The organism is Candidatus Bipolaricaulis anaerobius, assembly GCF_900465355.1.
GTDB lineage: Bacteria > Bipolaricaulota > Bipolaricaulia > Bipolaricaulales > Bipolaricaulaceae > Bipolaricaulis > Bipolaricaulis anaerobius.
In genome coordinates this window covers 234,382-256,695 of record NZ_LS483254.1, presented here as the reverse complement: position 1 = coordinate 256,695, position 22,314 = coordinate 234,382, and the positions used below count along the sequence as shown (strand labels likewise).

Genomic DNA, 22,314 nt, shown 5'->3' with positions numbered 1-22,314 from the left:
CTCACGGCATAAGTATACCCAGTTCGCGGCCGGAGGCGAGGCGCCGTCAGGTGGTGGGTGGTGCAGGAGTTGAACCTGCGACCCCGCGCACGTCAAGCGCGTGCTCTACCGAGCTGAGCTAACCACCCGTCCTCCGCCCTTCTGGAGGCGGCGCCCGGATTTGAACCGGGGAATAAGGGATTTGCAGTCCCTCGCCTTTGCCGCTTGGCTACGCCGCCTGGTGGAGGTGGGGGGAGTCGAACCCCCGTCCGAAAACCCCTCGGCTTCGGCTTCTACAAGCTTAGCCCGCGTTTTTCATCTCGGGCGTCACGCTCCCACGGGCGGGATCGTTCGGCCCTCAGCCTCGTTCGGTTTCATCCAGGTCGCCCAAGGCCAGCCACCTGGACCAGCCCGTCTTGTCGACGCCCTAACGGCACCCCACGGGCGGGGGCGCCGCGGACGGCCTACGCCTAGTTCAGGGCGTAAGCAGGAACAGTTGCATAGTCGGCGTTTGTTTGCCGTTCCGTCGGATTTAGGAGGAGACGGACCTCCGCCTGCCGCCTGGCCTCGGTGTTCCCGTCGAGACCGGTCACCCCCAAGCAGTTTGATTATACTCCCCACGGAGGCGATGGCCAATGGGACGGGCTCTCCTTCCTGGGCTTGGGGTAGCCCTCGGGTTCGGGATTGCCTTCGGTGACCTCCTCCACCCCGGGCCCCTTCCCTTGGCCGCGGCGGGAGCGGTGCTCCTCCTCGCAGGGTGGCGCCGGTCGGTGGTGGCGCTGTGGATCGCCGCGTTCGCGGTGGGCCTCGCCCTCCCGGTCACGGAGGCGCTCCCGCCCTACCTTCAGTTCCAGCTTCCGAATCTGAAAGAGATCACGGGCCGCGTCCTCGATATCCCCGAGCCCCGCGCGAAGAACGTGTCGTTCACCCTCGCTCTGGATTCTCTCCCGGTGCGGCTCCTCGCGTACGCACCCCAGGCCCCTCGCGTCGGCCCAGGGGATCGGGTGAGGCTGGTTGGGCAGTGGGCGCCGCCGCAACCGGAGGCGTGGCGCACGAGCCTCGCCCGGCGCGGGATTCATGGCCTGTTCTGGGCAGCCGAACTCGAGGTCCTCACCACAGGCGGACCAGGGCCCGCCCGGTGGGCATCGCGTGTCCGGCAGGATCTCGTCGCGCGACTCGACGCTGCCCTCTCCCCGCGGGCGGCGGACCTCCTCGCCGCGCTCCTCCTCGGTGCCCGGGGCCGGCTCCCCGACGAGGACGAGGAGGCGTTTCGCATGGCAGGCGTGGCCCACGTCCTCGCCCTCTCCGGGCTCCACGTGGGGATCCTCGCCGCGGGGGGGTGGTGGCTGCTTGGGCTCCTGCGGATCCGCCCTGGCTGGCGGTACCTCCTCCTCGTTCCGGCAATTGGATTCTACGTCCTCGTCGGCGGGGCGCGGGTTTCCCTCATCCGGGCGGGGATCATGTTCGCCGTCCTCGGCCTGTTTTGGCTCCTCTGGGAGCGGGGGTGGGTCCTGAGGAAGTGGCTCGACCCGCTGCAGGGGCTTGCGCTCGCGGCGATCGTCGTCCTCACGCTGTGGCCATGGTCGGCGTTCGACGCGGGCTTCCAGCTCTCGTTCCTCGCTACGGCGGGGATCCTCTTGTTCCTCCCCGGATGGACAAAATCCGCGGTGCGCGGAAAGCTCCCTCGCTTGGTCCGCTGGGCCGCGGATACCGCCGCGGTGACCCTTTGTGCTCAAGCAGGGGCAGTCCCGATCGTTGGAACCGTGTTCGGCTACGTCTCCCTGTACGGGGTGCTCGCAAACCTCGTCCTCGTCCCGTGGACGGGGGCGATCCTATGGGGTGGGATCCTCCTCCTCTCCCTCGCCGCGCTCCCCGTTCCTCTGCCGCTCGGATTCGTGGCGGAACGGGTCCTCGTCGGTCCCTACCTCGCCGTGGTGCGGTGGCTTTCGTCCCTCCCCGGTGCGTCGCTTCCGGTGGGCCCGGGGTTCGGGCTGTGGTCCCTCTTCGCCGCAGGCGGGATCCTCTTCCTCAAGGCGGCGCGGGAGGAGACAGGGCACGGGCCAGCGCTCGATCGAACATCGCCACGGTGAGCCGGCCGGCCTGGGTGTTCTGCCGCAAAGGATGGGAGGAGGCAACGAGGGTCGGGAGCCCTGCGCCCGGCGCGTAGCTCGCTCCGGGAGCGAAGGGGAGCAGGCGTCCGTCGGCCCCGAGCTCGCGCAGAGCGCGTCCGCACCCGTCGAACGCGATCCGTCCCAGGGCGAGGCTGGCCCGGTGGAGGGAGCCCATGAGGAAGTCCCCCGCGCCGTGGGGAGCGGGGCCAATCCCACAATGAGAAGCCGCGCGCGAGGATCCCCGAACCCGACGACCCCAGTAGACCTCCTCCCGAAACGAACGGCGCTTCGCGTGGGCCACCGCCGCCCGGTAGGAGACGAGCCGCGGGCAGACTTGGCAGGCCACCACCCGCTCCCCCCGCGCAGCTAGCCCCCGATCCTCCACAGCCAAATGCTTTTATCCCGCGACGTCGTCACCACCCGCTCGCCATCGGGGAACACCACGAGGCCCCAGATGCTGTCCGTGTGGCCGGGGTGCTCGGAGATCATCGCCCGTGACGCCAGGTCCCACACCTCGACCTTGTTCGAGAACCCGCCGCAGATGATCCTCTTCCCGTCCGGGGAGAAGGCCATCACGTACACAGAACTCGCTCTCCCGCCGCTCACCCTCTCCGCGCGGAGCCGCAGCGCCTCTTCCCACGTGTCGGTGCGGTAGATTCGGATCTCGCCAGGGTTAGTGACGCACCCGAGGAATTGCCCATCGGGAGAGAAGGCCACGAAGTACACGTTGATCCCGGCCTGGATCGCATCCCGTTTGAGCCGGAGCGTATCCACATCCCAGACCCGCACGTACCCGTCACAGCCGCTCGTGGCGAGGGTCCTGCTATCGGGGGAGAAGGTCACGCACCGCACCCACCCCATGTGGGCCCGGTTCTTGTACTCCGCATTCACAAGCCGGGGCTCGATGAGGAGCCCGACCTCGATCCACAAGCTCGTGTCCCACAGGCGCACCGTGCTGTCGAACCCCCCCGAGGCGAGGAGCGTCCCGTCCGGCGAGAACGCCACCGTCCACACCGAGAACCGGTGGGCGTACTCCTTCATGAGGAGCTTGCCCGAGGCGATCTCCCACACCATTATGTGCCCGTCCTTGTCCCCCGCCGCGATCAGCCGGCCATCGGGGGAGGCAGCGAGGGAGACGACGAACGCCTCCGCTCCTTGCAGAGTCCGGCTGGCCCGGCTGGGGTCCGCCCACGACCGGATCTCCACCGTCCGCCCCTGGGCCACGGCGAACGTCTCCGCCCCCACCCGCGCCAGGGCGTGCTCGTCGAAGTTGCCCGCGACCACACCCTGGGAAGCCCCCACCGCGCCCACGATCCCCACCACCAGAGCAACGATCCCTACATGCCGTGCCATGTCCGCCCTCCTTGACGCCCATCCTACCCCACGCCGGGCGGGGGCGGCTACCATCACCGTGATGGACCGCAAGCTGGCGTGGGTGGGTTTGAACCTCCTCCCGTCCCTGACCCCGCGACGGCGGGACCTCCTCCTGCGGCGGTGCGGGGGACCGGTCGAGGCGTGGCTTTGCCTCGGGGAAGGGCTCCCCGCGGACCTCCGGCAGGAGGTGGGGGACAAGGTCCTCTCCGAACGCCAGGCCGCGGACCCGGAGCGGGAGCTCGCGCTGGCGGAGCGGGCTGGGGCGCGGATCCTCACCCACGACGACCCGGACTACCCGCCTCCCCTCCGGGGGATCCCCGCCTCCCCGCCGGTCCTGTACATGCTCGGCCGTTGGGAGGGCTCCCGCGACGGGTGTGCCGTGGCGATCGTGGGCACCCGTCGCTGTACGAGCTACGGCCGGCTCGTGGCGAGAAAGCTGGGGGCGGAACTGGCCGGCCGGGGGGTGACCGTGGTGTCGGGGCTCGCCCCGGGGATCGACACCGCCGCCCACGACGGCGCCCTGTCCGCCGGGCGCACGATCGCCGTGCTGGGCTCCGGGCTCGGTAACCCGTACCCGGCGGGGAGCGAGCGCCGCATCGCGGAGATCTCCAAGCGCGGCGCAGTCCTGTCCGAGTTCCCGTGGGAGACACGCGGTGCCCAATGGACCTTCCCTCGCCGGAACCGGATCATCGCCGGGCTGGCCCGGGCCGTAGTCGTGGTGGAAGCGCCCGAACGATCGGGGGCGCTCATCACCGCGGACTACGCGCTCGCCCAGGGGAAGGAGGTCCTCGCCGTCCCAGGCCCGATCACGTCGGACGCCTCACGGGGCACAAACCGCCTCATCCAGGAGGGGGCAAAGCCCGTCCTCACGGTCGAGGATGTCCTGTCTGAGCTCGGGATGCCGGCATTGCCCCTCCCCCCCTCTCCCCTCCTCCCCCCGGAGAGCCAGCTCGTCTACGACCTCCTTTCCCAGGAGCCCCTCGACCCATCGGAGATCGTAGCCCGCACTGGCCTCCCTCACGCCCAGGTCTCCCGGATCCTCCTCGACCTCGTCCTCGCCGGCCACATCCAGGAGCTGGCGGGCCGGAAGTACGTCCGTGCGTGAAATGTAGCTTCTATTACAGATCAGGAACGAATTCCCCGCTATACTCCTCCCGGCTGTCCCGCGGAGGAGTGCCCCGTGGGGCGTCGGCAGTGGACACATGAAGATGAGCCAAGGGAGGCGACGATGAGGAAGACCCTGTTGTTCGTGGTGTTGTGTGCCCTCGCCCTGACGGCGGGGGCGGCCCCGCAGAGGCTAGCGTTCATCCTCGATGCATCCGACTCGATGAACCTGGCCCTCGATGGCGGGACGACGAAGTTCGCGTGGGCCAAGGAGGCCTTGACCCTGGCCGTGAACGACCTCGCGGCGGAGGCAGAGTTCGCGATCGCGGTGTTCGGGCATCGGATCCCAAAGGCGCAGGAACCCGCTACGTGCCGCGATATCGAACTCATCGCGGCATTCGGGGCCTATGGGGAGGTAGAGCGGTCGGTTCTGACGGCCACGGTCGCCAACCTGACAGCGATGGGGAAGACCCCCCTTGCCGAGTCGCTCCGCTTCATCGCAGCGCGGGTGCCCGCGCCGGCGCGGATCGTCCTCCTCACGGACGGGGGGGAAACGTGTGGAGGGGACCCGATCGCCGAGGCACGGCGGATGTGCGCGCTCGGCTACACGGTGGACGTGGTGGGCCTCGCCGTGACCTCGGCCGACGAGGCCGCGCTGCGGGCCCTCGCCGCGGCGGGGTGCGGCCAGTTCGTGGTCGCCCACGATCCAGCTGACCTGCCGGCCCTGTTCCGCGAGGTGGTGTCCCCGGTTGAGCCGACCCCGCCCGCGATCCCGGACTGCTTCGCCGCGTACACGGTGGATCCGCAGATCGTGGCCCTCCTCGTGGAGCATCTCCCGTATCCGGTGTGCACGGACCCGATGTGGAACGTCATCCTGTGCTTCCTGGAGAAGAACCCGCCGGCGAAGATCATCGTGGGCACGGATGGAGACGACGTCCTGTTCGGCACGCCTGAGAACGATCTTATCGTGGGGCTCGGCGGAAACGACCAGCTGTTCGGGTTCTCCGGGAACGACCTCCTCCTCGCTGGACCGGGGGACGACCTCGTCCAAGGTGGGGATGGGGACGACCTCATCGTCGGCGGGCCGGGGAATGACCTCCTGTTCGGCGGCTCGGGCGACGACGTCGTCTACGGGGAGGATGGGGACGATCGGATCGAGGGCGAAGCCGGAAACGACAAGCTGTTCGGCGGGCCCTGCAACGACACCATCCTCGGCGGGCCAGGGTGCAACGTGATCGACGGCGGACCGGGGAAGAACTTCGTCCACGACGAGGGAACCTGCGCCCCGTGCGCACCCACCCCGCCCCCGTGCGCCCCAGCAACGCCCGCCAAGTGCCTCCCCGCGGCTCCCGTTTCGCCGGTGTGCACCACAACTGCGGAAGTGAAAACGGTCGTCGAGGGCGGGAGCATCGTCCTCAAGGCGCACGTCGATGACCCGGATGGGGACGCGGTCGCCATCACCTGGTCTGCTCCAAAGGGGATGTTCTCCGATCCGCATGCGTTCGAGACGACGTACCACGCGCCGTGGGTCAAGTCCTGTGACGGGGAGAAGGTCGTCGTCACCCTCGTCGCCGTGGACGCCTGTGGGGCGAAGGCCCAGGACGAACTCATCCTCCACGTGCTCAACGTGAACCACCCGCCGGCGGTGGACGCCGGCCCCGATCTCGCCGTGGACGAGGGCGGCAAGGTGAACCTCCTCGCCTCCGCGTGCGATCCGGACGACGATGCCCTGAGTTACCTGTGGACGATCGCCTGCGGCCGCGGATCGCTCGACAACCCTCGCGCCCTGCAGCCGGTCTACACCGCTCCGCTCGTCTCCCACTGCGAAGGGGAAACCGTCGAGCTCACCCTCACCGTGACCGATGCCTGCGGCGCAGTGGCGAGGGACACGATGCGCGTTCACGTGCGGAACCTGAACAAGGCACCGTGGGCCGACGCCGGTCCGGACCTCCAGGTGCCGGAGAAGGCGCAGATCATGATCCTCGGCAAGGCGGGGGATCCGGATGGGGAGAGGCTCGCCGTCTCTTGGTGGGCCAGCGCGGGCACGCTCGCCAACGCCGACACCCTGTGCCCGCTGTTCATCGCCCCGGAGGTCGAGGGATGTGACCTGATGGAGGTCACCGTCGTCCTGTGCGTGGTGGACCCGTGCGGGGAACTGGTCCGCGACTCGCTCGTGATCCTGGTCCAGAACGTGAACCACCCGCCCTCGGTCACGGCAGACCCGTAGAAGCTAGAGAAACGCAGCAAGATCACGGGGCCGCCTCGGGCGGCCCCGTTCCTTTACCGGGGAGAGCCCTCCGAGTTCAGCTCTGGAGCTTGTCCCGGATCTCGACCAGGGTGTCCAGAATGCGGAACACCACGATCAGTACTTCACACGAGATCCGGACCATGATCGGGCCGAGGAGGAGGGTGAGGACCCCCGACAGCACCTGCCCCCCGCCGCCGTAGTGGGTCGAGGCGCCGGTCACGATCATCACCAATCCCAATACGACGCACGCCAGAGCACCGATCCAGAAGATGACCTGGATCGCCACCGGGGTGAGCATCTTCCGAAACGTAAGATAGTCTTCCATGAATACCTCCTTTCAACGAGGAGTATAGGGAACGAAGTTCAGGGATGGCAACCCGAGGGTCCCGCCCCGTGGGCCCCCGCCACGCACTCCACCCGCTGGGGAGGACAGGCGAGCGCGGGCAGTTCCGCCGCCACCGCCTCCCCGATCGGGTTCCCGCCGCGGGCGAGGAAGTGGGCGAGGTGGGCGTGGAGGCACTTCACCCGATGGGGGCTCCCGAGCCCGGCGATCCCTGTCTCCAAACGCCCCCCCGCCCCAACCCTCGATAGGAACTCCCTCTCCTCCCGGGAGAGGAGGGAGAGGCGTTCCCGTCGGTAGGCATCGTGGGCGGCGGCGTACCGCGCCGCGAGGTCCGGATCGGTTGCGAGGCGGGCCTCGAACCTCTTCACGGCCCCCCCGGATTCCAGGCGCCCGACCGCGGTCACGAGGAACGGACACGAGAGCCAAAACAGGGTCGGAAAGACGGTGAACTCCGCCCCCCGCCGGTGGAGGGGGTGGGTGAGGACCACCTGGGGGTGCCCGTACGGGCAGCGGCAGGCCACGGCGAGGGCCCCGGCTGGCGGGCGGCCGAGCTGCCACCGGATCGTGTCGAGATCGGTGGGGTCGAGCACGGCTCAGGAGCCTCCCCGCGCCGAGGAGAGGGCATCGGCGAGGGCCCACTCCCGGAGCGAGATCGCAGCGAGCCCCGCCCGCCCGAGCGGACGGAACGCACTGAGGATCAGGCGGATCCCCTCCTCGATCGTCACCCTATGCCCGGTGAGGGAGGAGAGGTCACCGCCCGTAGCGGGCTGGGAGGGCACGCCGTGCGGCGCGTACCCCGCCCGCAGGGCGAGGAGGAGCGCCTCCATCGGGACCGTGTCGGGGGAGAGGAGGAGCGTCCCGTGGTGGAGGAGCGCCCTCCGCCGCAGTTGGGCCGACCCGGAGACCTTGGCCTCCCCCACGAACACCGCCCCCCCCCGCGGTTCGGCCTCGATCCCCAACCTCTCCTCGAGGGCGGAGGAGAGGAGCCCGGTGAGGTAGCCCTGCGACTCCCGCACCGAGGTCCAGGGCGCCGTGAGAGGGAGGGTGAGGGAGAAGTTGAGGTTCCCCGCGTGGTGGTACACCGCGCCTCCCCCGGAGGGCCGCTTGAGAACCGGGATCCGCAGGCGAGCACACGCCTCAAGGTCAGCCTCGTCCTCGATCCTCTGGCCGCGGCCCACGACCACGCATCGCGGGTTGCGCCACACGCGGAGGGTGGGAGGGACCTCCTCCCGCGCCACCGCGCCGAGGATCGCCTCGTCGAGGGCGAGGTTGAGAAGAGGGTCGCGATACTCGAGGTCGAGGAGGAACCTCATCGCAGGGCGGCGTAGGCCTCCGCGGCCCGGAACGAGGTGCGGGCAAGCGGCGCCGCGACGACGGCCGCGAACCCGAGCGATCGGGCCTGGTCCTCCCACCACCGGAACTCGTCCGGGGGCACGTACCGGGCCACGGGGAGCTCGCGCGGCGTCGGGCGCAGGTATTGGCCGAGGACAACCACGTCCACCCCCACCCCACGCAGGTCAGCGAGCGCATCCTGGACTTCCTCCTCCCTCTCCCCGAGCCCAAGGAGAAGTGTCGATTTCGTCACCAGGTTCGGGTCGAGGCCCTTCGCCGTCCGGAGGACGGACAGGGAGAGGTCGTACCCGGCGCGGCGGTCGCGCACGAGCGAGGTCAGCCGCCGCACCGTCTCCAGGTTGTGCCCCACGACGTGGGGGCGGGAGTCGATCAGCGCCGCCAGCGCCTCCTGCTCGCCAGCGAAGTCGGGGATCAGGGCCTCCACGACCGCAGTCGGCACAGCCCCCCGGAGGTAGCGGATCACGTCCGCGTAGTGGCCCGCCCCTCCGTCGGGGAGGTCGTCCCGGTCCACTGAGGTGAGGACGACGTAGCGCAGCCCCAGGGCGGCCACCGCCTGTGCGAGGCGAGCAGGTTCACCCGGATCCGGGGCCGCGGGCCGGCCGTGGGTCACCGCACAGAACCGGCAGGTGCGCGTGCACACATCGCCCAGGATCATGAACGTCGCCGTCCCCGCCCCAAAGCACGTCGGCAGGTTCGGACACCGCGCCGAACGGCACACGGTGGGGATCCCGAGCTGGTCCAGCACCTCACCCACCCGGCGCGCGACCGGCACGGCGGCGGTAGGAACCGTGACCTTCAGCCAATCGGGCTTTCGCTCCTCCACTCCGCGATCTCCTCCTCCAAAGCCGGGACGAGTTCGACCCCCAGCACGTCCGCCACCGCGGTGCGCGCCGCGTCCCGCGCCCCCCCCATCGGCACCGGATGCCCGACGATATCGGACAGGGACACCGCCTGCGCCCCCGCGATCCCGCACGGGACGATCCACCGGAACCCATCCGGGGCAAGGTCCACGTTGAGGGCGAGCCCGTGCATTGTAATCCAGTTCCGGACGTGGATCCCCACCGCGCCGAGCTTCCCCCGATCGTGCCACACCCCGGGGAACCCGGTCCGGCGAACCGCCTCCACCCCAACCGAACGGGCGACCCGGATCATGATCTCCTCGAGGTCCCTCACATAGAGGTGGAGGTCCTTCCCTCGCTCCCGCAGGTCGAGGATCGGGTACAGGACGAGCTGGCCTGGGCCATGGTACGTGACGTCCCCCCCCCGCTCGATCGCGACGACCTCCACCCCGGCCCGATCTAGCTCGTCCCGGGTGGCGAGGATGTGCTCCCCGCGCCCCGCCCGGCCGATCGTGATCACCGGCTCGTGTTCGAGAACGAGGATGACGTCGGAGACCCGTCCCTCCTCCCGCAGGCGCTGGAGGCGGCGCTGGATCGCCCAAGCTGGGCCGTACCGGATCCGACCGAGGTCAGCGTAGAGGGCCGTCACCCGGCCCTCAGGCGGGCGATCGCCTCCCCGGGGCGGGTGATCCCGCCGGGGCCGACGATGATCCGGTCGAACACCCCTGCCACCGGTGCCTCGACCACGAACACCGCCTTCTCCGCCTCCACCTCGGCCACCGCCTCCCCGGCCTCGACCTCCTCCCCCGCCGCCACCAGCCACCGCACGAGCTTGACCTCCCCCACCTCTCCTAGGTCGGGCACCACAATGTCCATCATCGGCTCCTCCTGGGCCATTCTACGGGTGGCCCGTGCCTTGACCAAGGACGCCCCCCGCGGGCAGTCAGCTCGGGGGACGCGCGTACAGAGCGGCGAGGGCTGGCTCCCCCCGCCCCGATCGCCACGAGGACAACCCCCTTCCTGCCATGGTGCCCTCCTTGGGGCATCTGACCTCCTTTCGGTCCGCTGGCCCTCACCATCGCGCGGGACCGTGGACCTCCCGGCGAGCCGATGTGGAGGAGCCGCGGAGCGAAGAAGAGCCTTCAGCCGGTGAGATCGAGCGCATCTCCGTCGCGGGAGAGGGGAGGCCGTCGTCTGACCTGGGTTGCACGCACCTGTCGCGTCCCTAGAATTCCTGTTCATCTTGACGGGAGGTGGTGCCGGTGTTTACCAAGAAGTGTGTGCTTTTCCTCGGGCTCACCCTGGCCCTCGCGGGCCTTGCCATCGGGCAGGGGGTCGACATGCGGGTGTTCACGGTCGGGACGCGGACCATCCACTGGTTCGCCAATACCAGTGGCCAGGCCGTCACCGGGCTCCGCATCGCCTTCGACGAGCCGGTCACGCTGGTGGGGAAGGTCGAGGTGTTCGGAGGCCTGGAGAACGTCACGGGAACGGATGAGGGGATGGAGTTCTTGTTCGAGGGCAAGCTCGCCCCGCACGGGTTCGTCGAGCTGCGCTGGGAGCCGGCGACGGCCGAGCCATCCCTCGTGATGTGGCTCGTGGGGGATAAGCCGGCGGGCAAACCCTACTTCGCGACCGTGCCCGCCCTCATCAAGGTCATCTCGGGCGGGCTTGTCGCGCTGCGGGACGCGGATCCCCAGGCGTTCACCTCGCTCCTCACCCAGTTCTTCACGGTCAACACGTCCCTCGCCGACACCCTCGGCAGCCTCGGCCTGAGCCCGCAGGTCCTCACCGGGATGCTCACGGTTGCGCCGGCGGAGGGGATAGAGAACCTCCTCACGACCCTCATCGGCTCGTTCGGGCTGGACACGGTGGACAAGTTCATGGCTGCGCTCGACTGGTCCCTCGTCTTCGAGGCCCTCGGCCTGTAGGGATCGGCCTGTGCCGAACGGCTACGGGGCCGCCGCGGGCGGCCCCGTTCTTCTGTGGGCTACGGTCCGGTCATCGGAGGGTACCCCCGGCAGCGGGCACGCCTCGGCCGCGCCATAACCCCACCGCGATGCCCGCCAGGGCATACAGGCCCGCCCCGAGGAGGAGGGGACCGTCCGGGCGGAGGGCGTAGAGGCGGGCTCCGGCCAGAGGGCCCACCGCCTGGGCTGCGTTCACCAGGACGAGCGTCCCACCGAACACGACCCCCCGCCGCGCCCCTCCCCAGCGCCCAATCGCTGACCGGAACAGGGAACCCGTCACCCTGTCCCCGCCGAGGAGGAGCAGAGCGGGAACGACTGCCCACGGCCCGCCGAGGAGGAGGCACGCCCCGCCCGCCGTGAGGAGGAGCCCCCGGCCCAGGCCGTGCCGGCCATCCCGATCCGAAATCCGGCCGAGCACGGGCGCGAGGATGATCTCGCCCGCGGCGATGAGGGAGCTCGAGGCGAGGATCCACGACCGGGCCCACCCGACCGCGTCCTCGAGGTAGGGAGCGAGGAACGGGCGAAGGGCCGCGCTCCCCAACGCCGCAACGATGGAGAGCGCCGTCCACCAAGCGATCTCGCGGCGCTGACCGCGCGGGACCGCCGGGCCGGCGGGGCGGGGACGGGGATGGCTTGGGGCCAGGAGGGCGAGGACGGCGGTGGAGAGAAGGAAGAGCGCGAACGCCATGAAGAACAGGCCCCGCATCCCGATGATCGGGAGAAGCCACCCCCCGAGAAGGGGGGAGAGGATCGCCCCCATGGAGAACCCGGCTCCGGTGAGGGTAAACGCCCGCGCCAGGGCCTCCGGTGGCACGGAATCGGCAATGTACGCCTCCATCGCCGGCCAGCCGAGGAAGATGTTGTACAGGATCGCCCCCGGGATCAGACTGTGCCAGCTCCGGGCGAACGCATAGAGGAGCGGGGCGAACGCGGCGAGGCCCCACGTAACGACCATCAGCGCCCGCCGCTCGACGCGGTCAGCGAGCCAGCCCCCGGGGAGGAGGGTCACGGCGACCGTGGCGAACATGAGCGAAGAGAGGAGCCCGATCTCCCGCTCCGTCCCGCCGAGGTCGCGCACGTAGTTCGGCCACACGAAGCTGTAGAGCATCGCCCCGCTGCTCCAGAGGGTGTTCGAGAGAAAGAGGAACCGCAGATCGCGGTGCCGCCGGAGGAGATCCCATCCCGTGAAGGGCGGTCGCACGGCGGGGGATCACCCACCGCCGGGGGGAACGAGCCCCAGGGGGACAACCTCCAGGCCCCGCTCCCCAAGAGCAGAGAGGAACGGGTTGATCCCGAGGGAGTCGCTCGCGATGTGCCCGGTGACGAGGAGGTTCTTCCCCGTGCTCCCATACTCCCGGGCAAGCTGCTTCGCCACCGCCGGCTGGCAGTGGATGTAGATCACCGTGTCCACGCCGTGATCGAAGTAGGCCTTGGCCACGGGATACCCCCCGTTCGTCCCCGCCCCGTGGGCCACCGCCACGTGCCCCAACCGGTTGCGACCATCCCCGACCAGGCACTGGATCTCGGTGAGGGCATGGCGGAACTCGCCGAACCGGGCGCACAAATGGGCGATGAGGTCAGCCACGATGGCGTGCGGGGCGAGCTCCGCCGCTGCCTCCGCCATCCGCCTCCGGCCGATCTCATCCAGCGGGGTGTGGATGTTCATGTACGCGATCCCGAGGAGGCGGGCGAGGGCAGGGAGGCGATCGTAGTTGCGGATCTGGCCCGTGATTCGATCCTCGTAGCGCTTCTCCTCCACCGCTGCCCTCGCGACCGCCTCCGGAACCCCTGCCTCTACCATCAGTCCGATGTGGCGGGCGAACACCTCGTCCATGCGTAGGACGGCCGTTCCCCCCGCGGGGTGATGGGCGAGGGCGAGGTCGAACCCCCGCTCCTTGGCCAGGATGAGCTCGGCCCCCTCGAGATCGATCCCGACGAGGATGCGCCGGATCCCCTCGCCCGGGCAGTAGATCGCCGTGTCCGCCGGGACCTCATCGAGCCCCGCCATCGCGAGCGCAAGCGCCAGGATCTCCTCCGTCGTCATGGTCCCCCCTGTGATGAGCTGGGATTCTACTCCCCCCACGGGAGGTCCGGGGAACTCCCGCCCCATGGCACCGCCCGAACGGACAAGTGAAGGGCAGGGCGCTTTGCCCTGCCCCGTGACGACCCCCGATCCTGCGCCTACCTCTTCTCGAGGATCCTCCCCTCCACCTCCGGGCTGACCGGGGAGTGAGTCCGCAGGTATTCGGCGAGCACCTCCGCCTCCACGAACGCGAGGATCGTGGTTTCCTTGGCTTGCCGGAACACGTCGTACCCATCTCCGCCGCTCGCGAGGAAGTTGTTCGTGACGACCTTGTAGGTGGACGTCTTACGGATCGGCTTGAACCCATCTTCCGTGAGGACCTCCGCGGACACGATCCGTTGCCCAGCGGGCTGCGCGGGGTCCCACGTGAACCGCAGCCCGGCCACATGGGGGAACCGGCCGGCGACGCCCTCCACCTGGGATACCCCGTTCTCGAGGGCCGCCAGGATTTGCTCACCGGTGAGGGAGAGGACCACGAGGTAGTTCCCGAACGGGAGGACCTCCAGGGCCTGGCCAAAGGTGATCTTCCCCGCGGGGATGGACGCCCGGATCCCCCCGCCGTTGCAGATCGCGATCTGGGCCCCAGCCGGGGCCGCCTTCCACAGCATTGCGTCGGCAACAAGGTTCCCGAGATTCGTTTCCTGCGTCCGCACGTGGCCCCGCTCCCCGTCGAGGTCGGTCGTCGTCTCCCCGATCACCTCGGCCTTCAGCGCATCGATCGGGCCCCGGAAGACCTCGAGCTGGGCCGCAATCGTCTCCTCCATCGGCAGCTCCTCCACCGGGACGAGCTCCCCGCCCCACGCCACGAGGACGCCCTCGCTATCGAACGTGACCTCCAGCCGGCCGAGATGGGATGCCTTCTCCCCGGCCTGCACGACCAAGGCCGGCACGGTGGCATCCACGACCGAGATCCGATCGCGAATGCCGGCGAGCGTGGCCGGCCCGATCCCGCTCACGTTCGTGATCTCCTCGATCGCCTGGAATGGGCCATGCTCTTGGCGGTAGGCGATGATGCGCTGGGCCAACGCCGGCCCGATTCCGCGCAACGTTTCTAACTCCTCCGCTGTCGCGGTGTTGATGTTGATGAGCTTCCGTTCCACCACCACCGGGTAGCCCTCAGGGAACGTGTGGGAGTGGCCACCGACCACGATGTCGATCCCGGTGACCGACTGGGCCAGTTCGAGGTCCTCCTCCCAGCCGAGGTGGGTGAGGGCGATGATCGCGTTCACCCCGAGCGCCGTCAGCTCGGTCACCGCCGCCGTCGCCGCGGCAACCGGATCGCGGATCACGACGTTGGGGCCCGGGCTCGAACTCCACGCCGTGCCCTCCGTGGTCAGGCCGAGGACCCCCACCTTCCCGCCTGGGGCCTCCACCACCACGTAGGGGAGGATCTTCCCCGCGAGGTGGGGCTCCCCCGTGAAGTCGAAGTTGGCGCAGAGAAGGGGAAAGCTCACCTCCTGCGCGAACCGGGCCAGGCCCTCCGGCCCGCCGTCGAACTCGTGGTTCCCGAGCGTCATCGCCGTGACCCCCATTTGCTCCAGGACCCACGCCTCGGCCGCTCCCTTGTGCACCGTGTAGTACAGCGTGCCCATCACCGCGTCGCCGGCGTGGAGGAAGAGGACGTCCGGCACCTGAACGCGGATCTCCTCGACGAGCGTCGCCTGGCGGGCCATGTTCTCGAGCTGCGAATGGGTATCGTTCGTGTGGAGGATCGTGAACGTCCAATCCTCGGCCCACCCCCACGCTCCCCCCACCACCAACGCACACAGCAGTAAAACCGTAAGCCGTTTCATGGTCTCCTCCTTCAAATGGTCAACTCGTCACTTGAATGAGGTCCCGCACGTATGGTCGTCTCTCACCCCCTTCCCGTCCGCCACGCTTCGAGCGCGGGGACTCCCGCACCCCGATTATACTGGCCAGGGCCAAGGAAGTAACCCATGGACGAGGGCGACCTCCTCCCCCCGCCCGATCCTGCGCTTCTACATCGATCCCGGTTGGAGGACGGGCGGCGGCCAAACCGCTACAGGCGGGGGATGAGGGAGGTGAGGAGTCGCCCCAGGTCCGCTGCCCGGCGGCGGGAAGTCGCGATGACCTCGTCGTGGGAGAGAGGCTGAGGGGACACCCCGGCGGCGAGGTTGGTGACGCAGGAGATCGCGAGCACCTTCAGCCCAGCGTGGCGGGCGGCGATCGCCTCGGGCACGGTGGACATCCCCACCAGGTCTGCCCCGAGCGCCCGGAACGCCCGGATCTCGGCCGGGGTTTCGTAGGAGGGGCCGAAGGTCGCCAGGTACACCCCCTCCTTGAGGCCGATCCCGAGCTCCCACGCCACGTCCCGCGCCACCTCGCGCAGCGCGGGGTCGTAGACCTCCGTCATGTCGGGGAAGCGGGGGCCAAGCGGATCGAGGTTCGGGCCGCGCAGGGGGTTATCCCCGAGGAAGTTGATGTGGTCGGAGAGGAGGACGAGGTCCCCCGCCTCGAGGCCGTGGGCGATCCCCCCAGAGGCGTTGGTGAGGACGAGGACCCGCACCCCCAGCCGGGCGTAGGCGCGGACGGGGAGGACGACGTCGGTCAGGGGATGTCCCTCGTAGGGATGGACCCTTCCCCGCTGGACGAGGACGGTTCGCCCGGATACCTCCCCCACCGCGACCTCGCCGGCGTGCCCGGGCACGGATGGGGCGGGGAACCCCGGGATCTTCGTGAACGAAAGCGCCCGCTCCCCCGCCACAGGGAACACCCCGGACAGGCCCGATCCGAGGATCACCGCCACCTCCGGCGTCCCCAGCTTGGCGAGCGCTTGCGCGGCCCGCTCGATCCGCTCCATCTCCCCCATCGTCATCCCTCTCATATGTTCTGTCATACTCCCAAACCGTTACTAGAACCCGTCCATCGTCCCCGTGTACCCGTTTTTGAACCGGCTCAGGCTGAACTCGATCGCCCGGGCGCGGGCCTCAGCGATCCCCTTCACCCGATCGAGTTGCCGTCGCGAGGCGCGGTACACCTTGTCCACGGTCCCGATCTCCTCGATCAGCCGCTCGATCACGGAGACCGGGAGGCGCGGGACCTTGGACAGAAGCCGGTACCCCCGCGACGGGATCGGTTCCTCCAGCTCCTGGTCAGTGGTGATCCCCAACGGACGGAGGATCACATCCGGCCGCAGCACGTCCTCCGGAGCCAGGGCGAGGAGCTCGTCCACGATCTCCTCCGCCGGGCGGGGGTCGGACTTGAAGTCCCGCACGAGGAGCTCCATCTCCTCGCGGACCCCGCGCATGAGGACCGTGAGGTGCCGCTCCGGGAGCTCCCGGTGGACCCCCAGCTCGACGAGCGTCCTCTCCACATCGCGCTCCAGCTCCATCATGTACAGGGCGCGCTGGAGGACCGCCGCCACGTGGGACGGGAACACCCGGCGCTCGAACTCCAGGGGGGCCAATGCCGTGAGGAGCTCCCGCAGCTCCCGCCGGTACCGGTCCAGGATCTGCAGCCCTTGTGAGACGCGGACAAACAAGGTCTGGATGTCCTGGAGCTCGTACCTCCACTCGCCGTGGAACAGGGTCACCCGGTGGCGATCCTCAGAGATGGCGATCACGAGCCGCTCGATCTCCCGCGCCACTTGTTCCGCCACCCGATGACGGGTCCCCGTCTCCTGGGACGGGATCGTCGGGCTCGGCACGAGGTGGGCGTTGGCATAGAGGATCGTCTCCAGTTCCTCATTCACAACCACCGCGCGGTCCATCTTCGCCAGCTCGACGATCGCTTGGGGCGTGAACGGAGCATTGAGCTCGAACCCGGCGGCGATGAGGGGCCCCGCGACCTCCCGGTTGGCGACGAGGAGGAGCCCGCCCCGGCCGAGCTGCAGGATGCGATCGATCGCGTCCCGCAACGGCGTCCCCGGCGCGGTGAGCCGCAGGAACTCCAGCCGCGGATCCTTCTTCCCCTCCATATCAGGTCAGTTCAAGCGCCTCCATCGCTTCCTGAAGCGTACGCGCCTGGACCACGGTCAAGGGTAGCCGCTTGGGGAGGGACCCCGGCGGCGCCACCGCCCGGGCGAACCCGAGCTTCGCCACCTCCTGGAGGCGCTCCGGTCCCTTCCGCACCGGACGGATCTCCCCGGCCAGGCCGACCTCGCCCAGGACGACGGTGTCAGGGGGAATGGCACGGCCCCGCAGGCTCCCCAGGATCGCGGCACAGACCCCGAGGTCGGCCGCTGGCTCCCGCACCTCAAGCCCTCCCGCCACGGCGAGGTACACGTCCATCGCCCGCACGTGGACGCCGAGGTACTTCTCGATCACGGCCAGGAGGACGGAGGTCCGGTTGACATCGAGCCCGGCGGTGCGCCGCTGGGGCGGGCCGAACCCGCTCCCCGGGGCGATGAGGGCCTGGATCTCGACGAGCAGGGTCCGCGACCCCTCGAGCACGGGGACGATCGCCGCCCCCGGCTTGGGAGCGCGATCTTGGGACACGAAGAAGAGGGAAGGGTTGGCGACCTCACTGAGCCCGGTCGGGTCCATCTGGAGGACGGCGACCTCGGCCGTGGATCCGAACCGGTTCTTCAGGCAGCGGAGGAGGCGGAGGTCCCCCTCCCGCACCCCCTCGAGCTGCAGCGCCACGTCCACGAGGTGCTCGACTGTCTTCGGGCCGGCGAACTCACCCCCCTTCGTGATGTGGGAGACGAGGAACGTGACCATCCCCAGCCCCTTGGCCAACCGCGCGAGGTGGGCGGCGGCCTCCCTTACCTGGGTGAGGCTCCCAATCTCACCGCCATCGGGCCGGGCGAGCACGGTCTGGAGCGAGTCCACCACGAGCACCGTCGGCTCGATCTCCTCCACCGCGCGCACGATCGCGAGTAGCTCCTGCTCGGACTGGAGGTAGAGGGAGGGTTCGGAGATCCCCAGCCGTTCTGCCCGCAGCTTGACCTGGGCCACGGCTTCCTCACCGGAGACGTAGAGGACCTTCCCGTGCCGCGCCGCGAGCCGGGCGGCGAGCTGAAGGAGGAGGGTGGACTTCCCCACCCCTGGCTCCCCCCCGAACAGGACCACCGTTCCCGGGAGGAGGCCCCCCAGGACCCGATCCACCTCCGGAAGCCCCGTCGCGAGGCGCTCGGGGGACAGGGCGGGGACCTCCGAGAGGGAGCGCGGGGGCTCCCCGCTCCCCCCTCCCCCAGCCGGCGCGCCGACCTCGTCGAACGACTCCCACCGCCCGCACTGGGGACAACGGCCCAGCCACTTTGGGGACTGGTAGCCGCACTCCCGGCAGCGGTAGGCCACTAGTCCTTCCGCACCACGATCTCCCCGTCCTGACCCTCGGCCACGACCCGGCACCCCGGGGGGAACTCCTTGGTGAGGATCCGTTCGGCGATCGGGTCCTCGAGCAGGCGCTCGATCGCCCGTCCCATCGGACGGGCCCCGTACTTCTCGTCGTAACCCCGCTCGGTGATGACCTCCCACGCCGAAGCGCCCAGGACGAGCTCGATCCCGTGTTCCTCCTTGAGCCGTCGGCTCAACCGGTCGATGAACAGGTCAGCGATCTCCTTCACCTGTTCCCGGGTGAGGGAGTGGAACACGATCACGTCGTCAAGCCGGTTCAGGAACTCGGGCGAAAACTCCTTGCGCACCTCGCCCATCACCCGCGCCTTCATGTCTCGGTACGCCTGCTCCGACTCGACGTCCGCCGTGCTGAACCCGACCCCTGTCCGGTCCACGATCAACTTGCTCCCCACGTTGGAGGTCATGATGAGGACCGTGCTGCGGAAGTCCACCTTCCGCCCTTGGGAGTCGGTGAGGATCCCGTCGTCCATCACCTGGAGGAGGATGTTGAACACGTCGCGGTGGGCCTTTTCGATCTCGTCGAACAGGACGACAGAGTAAGGACGGCGGCGCACCGCCTCGGTGAGCTGGCCCGCCTCTTCGTACCCCACGTACCCCGGAGGCGCGCCCACAAGGCGGGACACGGCGAACCTCTCCACGTACTCCGACATGTCGATGCGGATCAGAGCATCCTCGTCCCCGAACAGGAACCCAGCGAGGGTCCGCGCCAGCTCCGTCTTCCCAACGCCGGTCGGCCCGAGGAAGAGGAACGATCCAATCGGGCGGCGGGGATCCTTGACCCCGGCGTAGGCACGGCGGATGGCGCGAGCCACGGACTTCACCGCCTCGTCCTGGCCCACGTACCGCTCATGGATCTTCTCCTCGAGGTGCACGAGCCGCGCCGTGTCCTCCTCCTGGAGGTGGCGGATCGGGATCCCGGTCCACGCGGACACGGTCGCCGCGATCTTCTCCCCTCCCACCACGGGGACGAGGGGCTCCCGGCCGGCCTCCTCGTATTTCTTTAGCTCCTCAACCTTCGCCGTCCGCTGGTCGCGGATCCTCGCGGCAAGTTCGTAGTTCTGATCCGCTACCGCTGCCTCCTCCTCGTCCTCGAGCTTCGTGATCTCCTCGAGGAGCTCCCGCGCCTCGGGGGGGAGCTCGGTCGCCGCCAGCCGCACCTTGGCCGCGGTCTCGTCGATGAGATCGATCGCCTTGTCGGGGAGGAACTGGTCGGTGATGTAGCGGTCGGCCAGCCGCGCCGCCTGCCACAGGGCATCGTCGGTGATCTGGACCCCGTGGTGCTCCTCGTAGCAGTGCCGCAGCCCGTGGAGGATCTTCACCGTGTCCTCCACGGACGGCTCGTCCACGTACACCGTCTTGAACCGCCGCTTGAGGGCGGGATCCTTCTCGATCGACTTTCGGTAGTCGTCGGGGGTCGCCGTGCCGATGCACTGAAGGGCGCCCGAGGCGAGGGGAGGCTTGAGGATCGCCGAGGCGTCGATCGCGCCCTCCGCCCCGCCGGCCCCGACCACGGTCTGCAGCTCATCGATGAACAGGATGATGTTGTCCACGCTCATGACCTGGTTGAGGATCGTCTTCAGCCGCTGCTCGAACTCGCCGCGGTACTTCGTGCCGGCGACGATCCCCGCCATGTCGAGCTCGATGATTTCCTTCTGGGCGAGAGCAGACGGCACGTCCCCCGCGGCGATCTTCTGAGCGAGGCCCTCCACGATTGCCGTCTTCCCCACGCCGGACTCGCCGATGAGGGCCGGGTTGTTCTTCTTCCGCCGGCACAGGATCTCCACCACCCGCTCCAGCTCCCGCTCCCGGCCGATGACGGGATCGAGGGCGCCGCTCGCTGCCTCCTCGACCAAGTTCCGGCCGAACTCGCCGAGCTCGCCGGGCAGGCGGGCATGGCTCGTGCGAACCCGCACCCCGCCCCGCCGACTGGGAGCGAAATACTCCCGCGCGGCACGGAGGTCAACCCCTTGGGAGCGCAGGATCTCCGCCGCCGTGCACTCCCCCTCGCGGAGGATCCCCAACACGAGGTGCTCCGGCTCGATCGTCTCCGCCCCGTCCCGCCGCGCCTCCTCGTAGGCGAGCTTCATCACCCGCCGCAGGCGCTGGGTGGGCTCGAGCTCGTCGGGGGACACGTGGACCTTCCCCCTCCCCTTCTGCCGCTCAACGAACCGCGCGATCCGCTCGTAGTTAAGGCCCTTGGCATCGAGGAACCGCGCCACGCGCGATCCCTCCATACGCGCTGCGGCCAGCAGCAGGTGCTCTGTCCCCACGTAGCGGTGGCGCCAATCCCCCGCCTCTTCCTGGGACGCAGCCAAGAGCTTCATGGAATCCTTGGAGAACTTCTCGTACATCAGCGACCTCCGGTCAGATTATACGGTCCGTCGTTCCCCGCTCACGGGAGAAGCGGTCCAGGGCCGCGGCGAGCCCCCCGGTGAGGAAGGCCCAGGCCAGCTCGCCGGCGAGGTCCACGGCGCGAGCGAGGGCATCCGCTTCGGCGGGGGGAGGGGGAGAGAGGACGTGCTCCACCCAATCCCCTCCATCCGCCGGCCGGCCGATCCCCACCCGGAGGCGGGGCACATCGTCCGTCCCCAAGGCAGCGAGGACGGACTCCATCCCACGGTGCGTCCCCGGCCCTCCCCGGGCCCGCAGCCGGAGGGCCCCCACCGGTAGATCGGCCTCGTCGTAGACGACGAGAAGGTCCTGGGGAGTGAGGGGAAACCTGGCGAGAAGCTCGCGCACGGCTTCCCCGGACCGGTTCATGTACGTGAATGGACGAAGCAGGTACCCTGAGGAGCTGCGATGAACCTCCCCCCACGGGTGGGTCTCGCCCCGCCAGCGACCACGTGCGAGGAGGCGCTCCACGACCCAGAACCCGACGTTGTGGCGGCTGGCCGCGTACTCCGGTCCGACGTTCCCCAGCCCGACGACGGCCCTCAAGCCGCGGGTTGCTCGCCTCCCGTCGGCTTCTCCTCTTCAACCGCAGCGCCCTCAGCCGGGACGGCCTCCGCCGCTTCCGCCGCCACCGGGGCCTCCACCTCGAGCGCTCGCCGCGCGGCCACGGTTACGACCGCGTCCTCGGGGGGGAGCTGGGGCTCGACGCCCTCCGGCCACGGGAGGTCCTTGACGAGGATCGAATCCCCGATGCCGAGGTCGGACACGTCCACCTCGATCCGGGGCGGCATCTTCGCCGGCAGGGCCTGGACCGGGATGTAGCTGTGCACTGCTTCGAACACCCCGCCGTCCTTGATCCCGCGCGGCGTGCCGATGAACCGCACCGGGACGTTCATCTCCAGGGGTCGCTCCGGATCCGCGACGTACAGGTCGAGGTGGAGGAACTTCTCCGTGATCGGATGGACCTGGATCTCTTTGAGGAAGACGTGATAAGTCTTCTTCCCATCCACCTTCACCTCGACCGGCGTGGAGCGGGTCACGTGGTCGAGCATGTTCAGAAGCTCCTTCTCCGGGATCGAAACGTGAAGCGAAGCCACATGGGCACCGTACAGGACGGCCGGGACGAACCCCTGCCGGCGGAGGGCCCCCGCCTTCACGGTAAGAGGCCGTCGTGTCGCATTGACCAGCATCCAGATCC

At 69.3% G+C, this 22,314-nt stretch carries 21 protein-coding genes, 2 tRNA genes and 1 other RNA gene; 4 read left to right on the top strand and 20 right to left on the bottom strand.

The window, feature by feature from the left end:
• Nucleotides 1-51: 51 nt before the first annotated feature.
• The 3 genes from BARAN1_RS01255 to ssrA all read right to left on the bottom strand — a co-directional run bounded on the left by BARAN1_RS01255 (nucleotide 52) and on the right by ssrA (nucleotide 576).
• A tRNA-Val gene (locus tag BARAN1_RS01255) sits at nucleotides 52-128 on the bottom strand.
• Nucleotides 129-142: 14 nt separating this feature from the next.
• A tRNA-Cys gene (locus BARAN1_RS01250) sits at nucleotides 143-218 on the bottom strand.
• Nucleotides 219-576: a transfer-messenger RNA gene (gene ssrA / locus BARAN1_RS01245) on the bottom strand.
• Nucleotides 577-614: 38 nt separating this feature from the next.
• Between ssrA and BARAN1_RS01240 the strand changes: the two genes are divergently transcribed.
• Entirely contained in the window at nucleotides 615-2,069 is a 1,455-nt protein-coding gene (locus tag BARAN1_RS01240) for a ComEC/Rec2 family competence protein (protein ID WP_122030529.1), read from the top strand.
• Here the strand turns inward: BARAN1_RS01240 and BARAN1_RS01235 are convergent.
• Nucleotides 2,008-2,475, bottom strand: a complete 468-nt coding sequence (locus BARAN1_RS01235) for a uracil-DNA glycosylase family protein (protein ID WP_174202504.1) — start codon at nucleotides 2,473-2,475, stop codon at nucleotides 2,008-2,010. The genes BARAN1_RS01240 and BARAN1_RS01235 overlap by 62 nt on opposite strands.
• Complete coding sequence (locus BARAN1_RS01230; protein WP_122030528.1) at nucleotides 2,457-3,443, bottom strand: WD40 repeat domain-containing protein; 987 nt, start codon at nucleotides 3,441-3,443, stop codon at nucleotides 2,457-2,459. Before BARAN1_RS01230 ends, BARAN1_RS01235 begins: the two co-directional genes overlap by 19 nt.
• On the opposite strand from BARAN1_RS01230, the gene dprA reads away from it, so the two are divergent.
• Together dprA and BARAN1_RS01220 are read left to right on the top strand one after the other, a co-directional pair.
• On the top strand, nucleotides 3,442-4,569 hold the full coding sequence (gene dprA, locus BARAN1_RS01225; protein WP_122030527.1) for a DNA-processing protein DprA: 1,128 nt from the start codon (nucleotides 3,442-3,444) through the stop codon (nucleotides 4,567-4,569). The genes BARAN1_RS01230 and dprA overlap by 2 nt on opposite strands.
• Before the next feature lie 123 nt (nucleotides 4,570-4,692).
• Nucleotides 4,693-6,795 (top strand): PKD domain-containing protein, encoded by a 2,103-nt coding sequence (locus BARAN1_RS01220; RefSeq protein ID WP_122030526.1) that lies wholly within the window; start codon nucleotides 4,693-4,695, stop codon nucleotides 6,793-6,795.
• A gap of 76 nt (nucleotides 6,796-6,871) precedes the next feature.
• Here BARAN1_RS01220 and BARAN1_RS01215 read toward each other — a convergent pair whose 3' ends face one another.
• From BARAN1_RS01215 to BARAN1_RS06485, 6 genes are read right to left on the bottom strand one after another with little or no spacing between them, the layout of a single operon-like run.
• Nucleotides 6,872-7,141: a DUF4282 domain-containing protein gene (locus tag BARAN1_RS01215; protein ID WP_122030525.1), complete on the bottom strand. Its 270-nt coding sequence runs from the start codon at nucleotides 7,139-7,141 to the stop codon at nucleotides 6,872-6,874.
• Nucleotides 7,142-7,179: 38 nt separating this feature from the next.
• Nucleotides 7,180-7,749, bottom strand: coding sequence for a DUF501 domain-containing protein (locus tag BARAN1_RS01210; protein ID WP_122030524.1), 570 nt, complete (start codon nucleotides 7,747-7,749; stop codon nucleotides 7,180-7,182).
• 3 nt (nucleotides 7,750-7,752) lie between these two features.
• Nucleotides 7,753-8,472 (bottom strand): lipoate--protein ligase family protein, encoded by a 720-nt coding sequence (locus BARAN1_RS01205; protein ID WP_122030523.1) that lies wholly within the window; start codon nucleotides 8,470-8,472, stop codon nucleotides 7,753-7,755.
• Nucleotides 8,469-9,335 (bottom strand): lipoyl synthase, encoded by an 867-nt coding sequence (gene lipA / locus BARAN1_RS01200; protein ID WP_122030522.1) that lies wholly within the window; start codon nucleotides 9,333-9,335, stop codon nucleotides 8,469-8,471. The genes BARAN1_RS01205 and lipA overlap by 4 nt, the downstream gene beginning before the upstream one ends.
• On the bottom strand, nucleotides 9,308-10,000 hold the full coding sequence (lipB, locus tag BARAN1_RS01195; protein WP_122030521.1) for a lipoyl(octanoyl) transferase LipB: 693 nt from the start codon (nucleotides 9,998-10,000) through the stop codon (nucleotides 9,308-9,310). The genes lipA and lipB overlap by 28 nt, the downstream gene beginning before the upstream one ends.
• Nucleotides 9,997-10,227: a lipoyl domain-containing protein gene (locus BARAN1_RS06485; protein ID WP_157959365.1), complete on the bottom strand. Its 231-nt coding sequence runs from the start codon at nucleotides 10,225-10,227 to the stop codon at nucleotides 9,997-9,999. Before BARAN1_RS06485 ends, lipB begins: the two co-directional genes overlap by 4 nt.
• Nucleotides 10,228-10,613: 386 nt before the next feature.
• Here BARAN1_RS06485 and BARAN1_RS01185 point away from each other — a divergent pair, with 386 nt between their 5' ends.
• Nucleotides 10,614-11,282 carry a hypothetical protein gene (locus BARAN1_RS01185; RefSeq protein WP_157959364.1) on the top strand — a complete coding sequence of 223 codons (669 nt, stop codon included), beginning with the start codon at nucleotides 10,614-10,616 and terminating at the stop codon, nucleotides 11,280-11,282.
• A 70-nt stretch (nucleotides 11,283-11,352) separates the two neighbouring features.
• Here BARAN1_RS01185 and BARAN1_RS01180 read toward each other — a convergent pair whose 3' ends face one another.
• The 9 genes from BARAN1_RS01180 to BARAN1_RS01140 all read right to left on the bottom strand — a co-directional run bounded on the left by BARAN1_RS01180 (nucleotide 11,353) and on the right by BARAN1_RS01140 (nucleotide 22,306).
• Nucleotides 11,353-12,522, bottom strand: coding sequence for an MFS transporter (locus tag BARAN1_RS01180; RefSeq protein WP_157959363.1), 1,170 nt, complete (start codon nucleotides 12,520-12,522; stop codon nucleotides 11,353-11,355).
• 9 nt (nucleotides 12,523-12,531) lie between these two features.
• Nucleotides 12,532-13,365 (bottom strand): hypothetical protein, encoded by an 834-nt coding sequence (locus BARAN1_RS01175; protein ID WP_122030518.1) that lies wholly within the window; start codon nucleotides 13,363-13,365, stop codon nucleotides 12,532-12,534.
• A 137-nt stretch (nucleotides 13,366-13,502) separates the two neighbouring features.
• Nucleotides 13,503-15,197, bottom strand: coding sequence for a 5'-nucleotidase C-terminal domain-containing protein (locus BARAN1_RS06750; RefSeq protein WP_157959362.1), 1,695 nt, complete (start codon nucleotides 15,195-15,197; stop codon nucleotides 13,503-13,505).
• Between the two features lie 227 nt (nucleotides 15,198-15,424).
• A complete protein-coding gene (locus BARAN1_RS01165) occupies nucleotides 15,425-16,261 on the bottom strand; it encodes a purine-nucleoside phosphorylase (protein WP_320410389.1) in 837 nt (278 codons plus the stop codon).
• A gap of 15 nt (nucleotides 16,262-16,276) precedes the next feature.
• Nucleotides 16,277-17,341 (bottom strand): DNA integrity scanning diadenylate cyclase DisA, encoded by a 1,065-nt coding sequence (disA, locus tag BARAN1_RS01160; RefSeq protein ID WP_122030516.1) that lies wholly within the window; start codon nucleotides 17,339-17,341, stop codon nucleotides 16,277-16,279.
• Nucleotide 17,342: 1 nt separating this feature from the next.
• Nucleotides 17,343-18,665: a DNA repair protein RadA gene (gene radA, locus BARAN1_RS01155; RefSeq protein WP_122030515.1), complete on the bottom strand. Its 1,323-nt coding sequence runs from the start codon at nucleotides 18,663-18,665 to the stop codon at nucleotides 17,343-17,345.
• Nucleotides 18,665-21,049: an ATP-dependent Clp protease ATP-binding subunit gene (locus BARAN1_RS01150; protein ID WP_269460769.1), complete on the bottom strand. Its 2,385-nt coding sequence runs from the start codon at nucleotides 21,047-21,049 to the stop codon at nucleotides 18,665-18,667. The genes radA and BARAN1_RS01150 overlap by 1 nt, the downstream gene beginning before the upstream one ends.
• A 40-nt stretch (nucleotides 21,050-21,089) precedes the next feature.
• Nucleotides 21,090-21,662 (bottom strand): aminoacyl-tRNA hydrolase, encoded by a 573-nt coding sequence (pth, locus tag BARAN1_RS01145; protein ID WP_122030513.1) that lies wholly within the window; start codon nucleotides 21,660-21,662, stop codon nucleotides 21,090-21,092.
• On the bottom strand, nucleotides 21,659-22,306 hold the full coding sequence (locus BARAN1_RS01140) for a 50S ribosomal protein L25 (protein WP_122030512.1): 648 nt from the start codon (nucleotides 22,304-22,306) through the stop codon (nucleotides 21,659-21,661). Before BARAN1_RS01140 ends, pth begins: the two co-directional genes overlap by 4 nt.
• Between the last annotated feature and the right edge of the window lie 8 nt (nucleotides 22,307-22,314).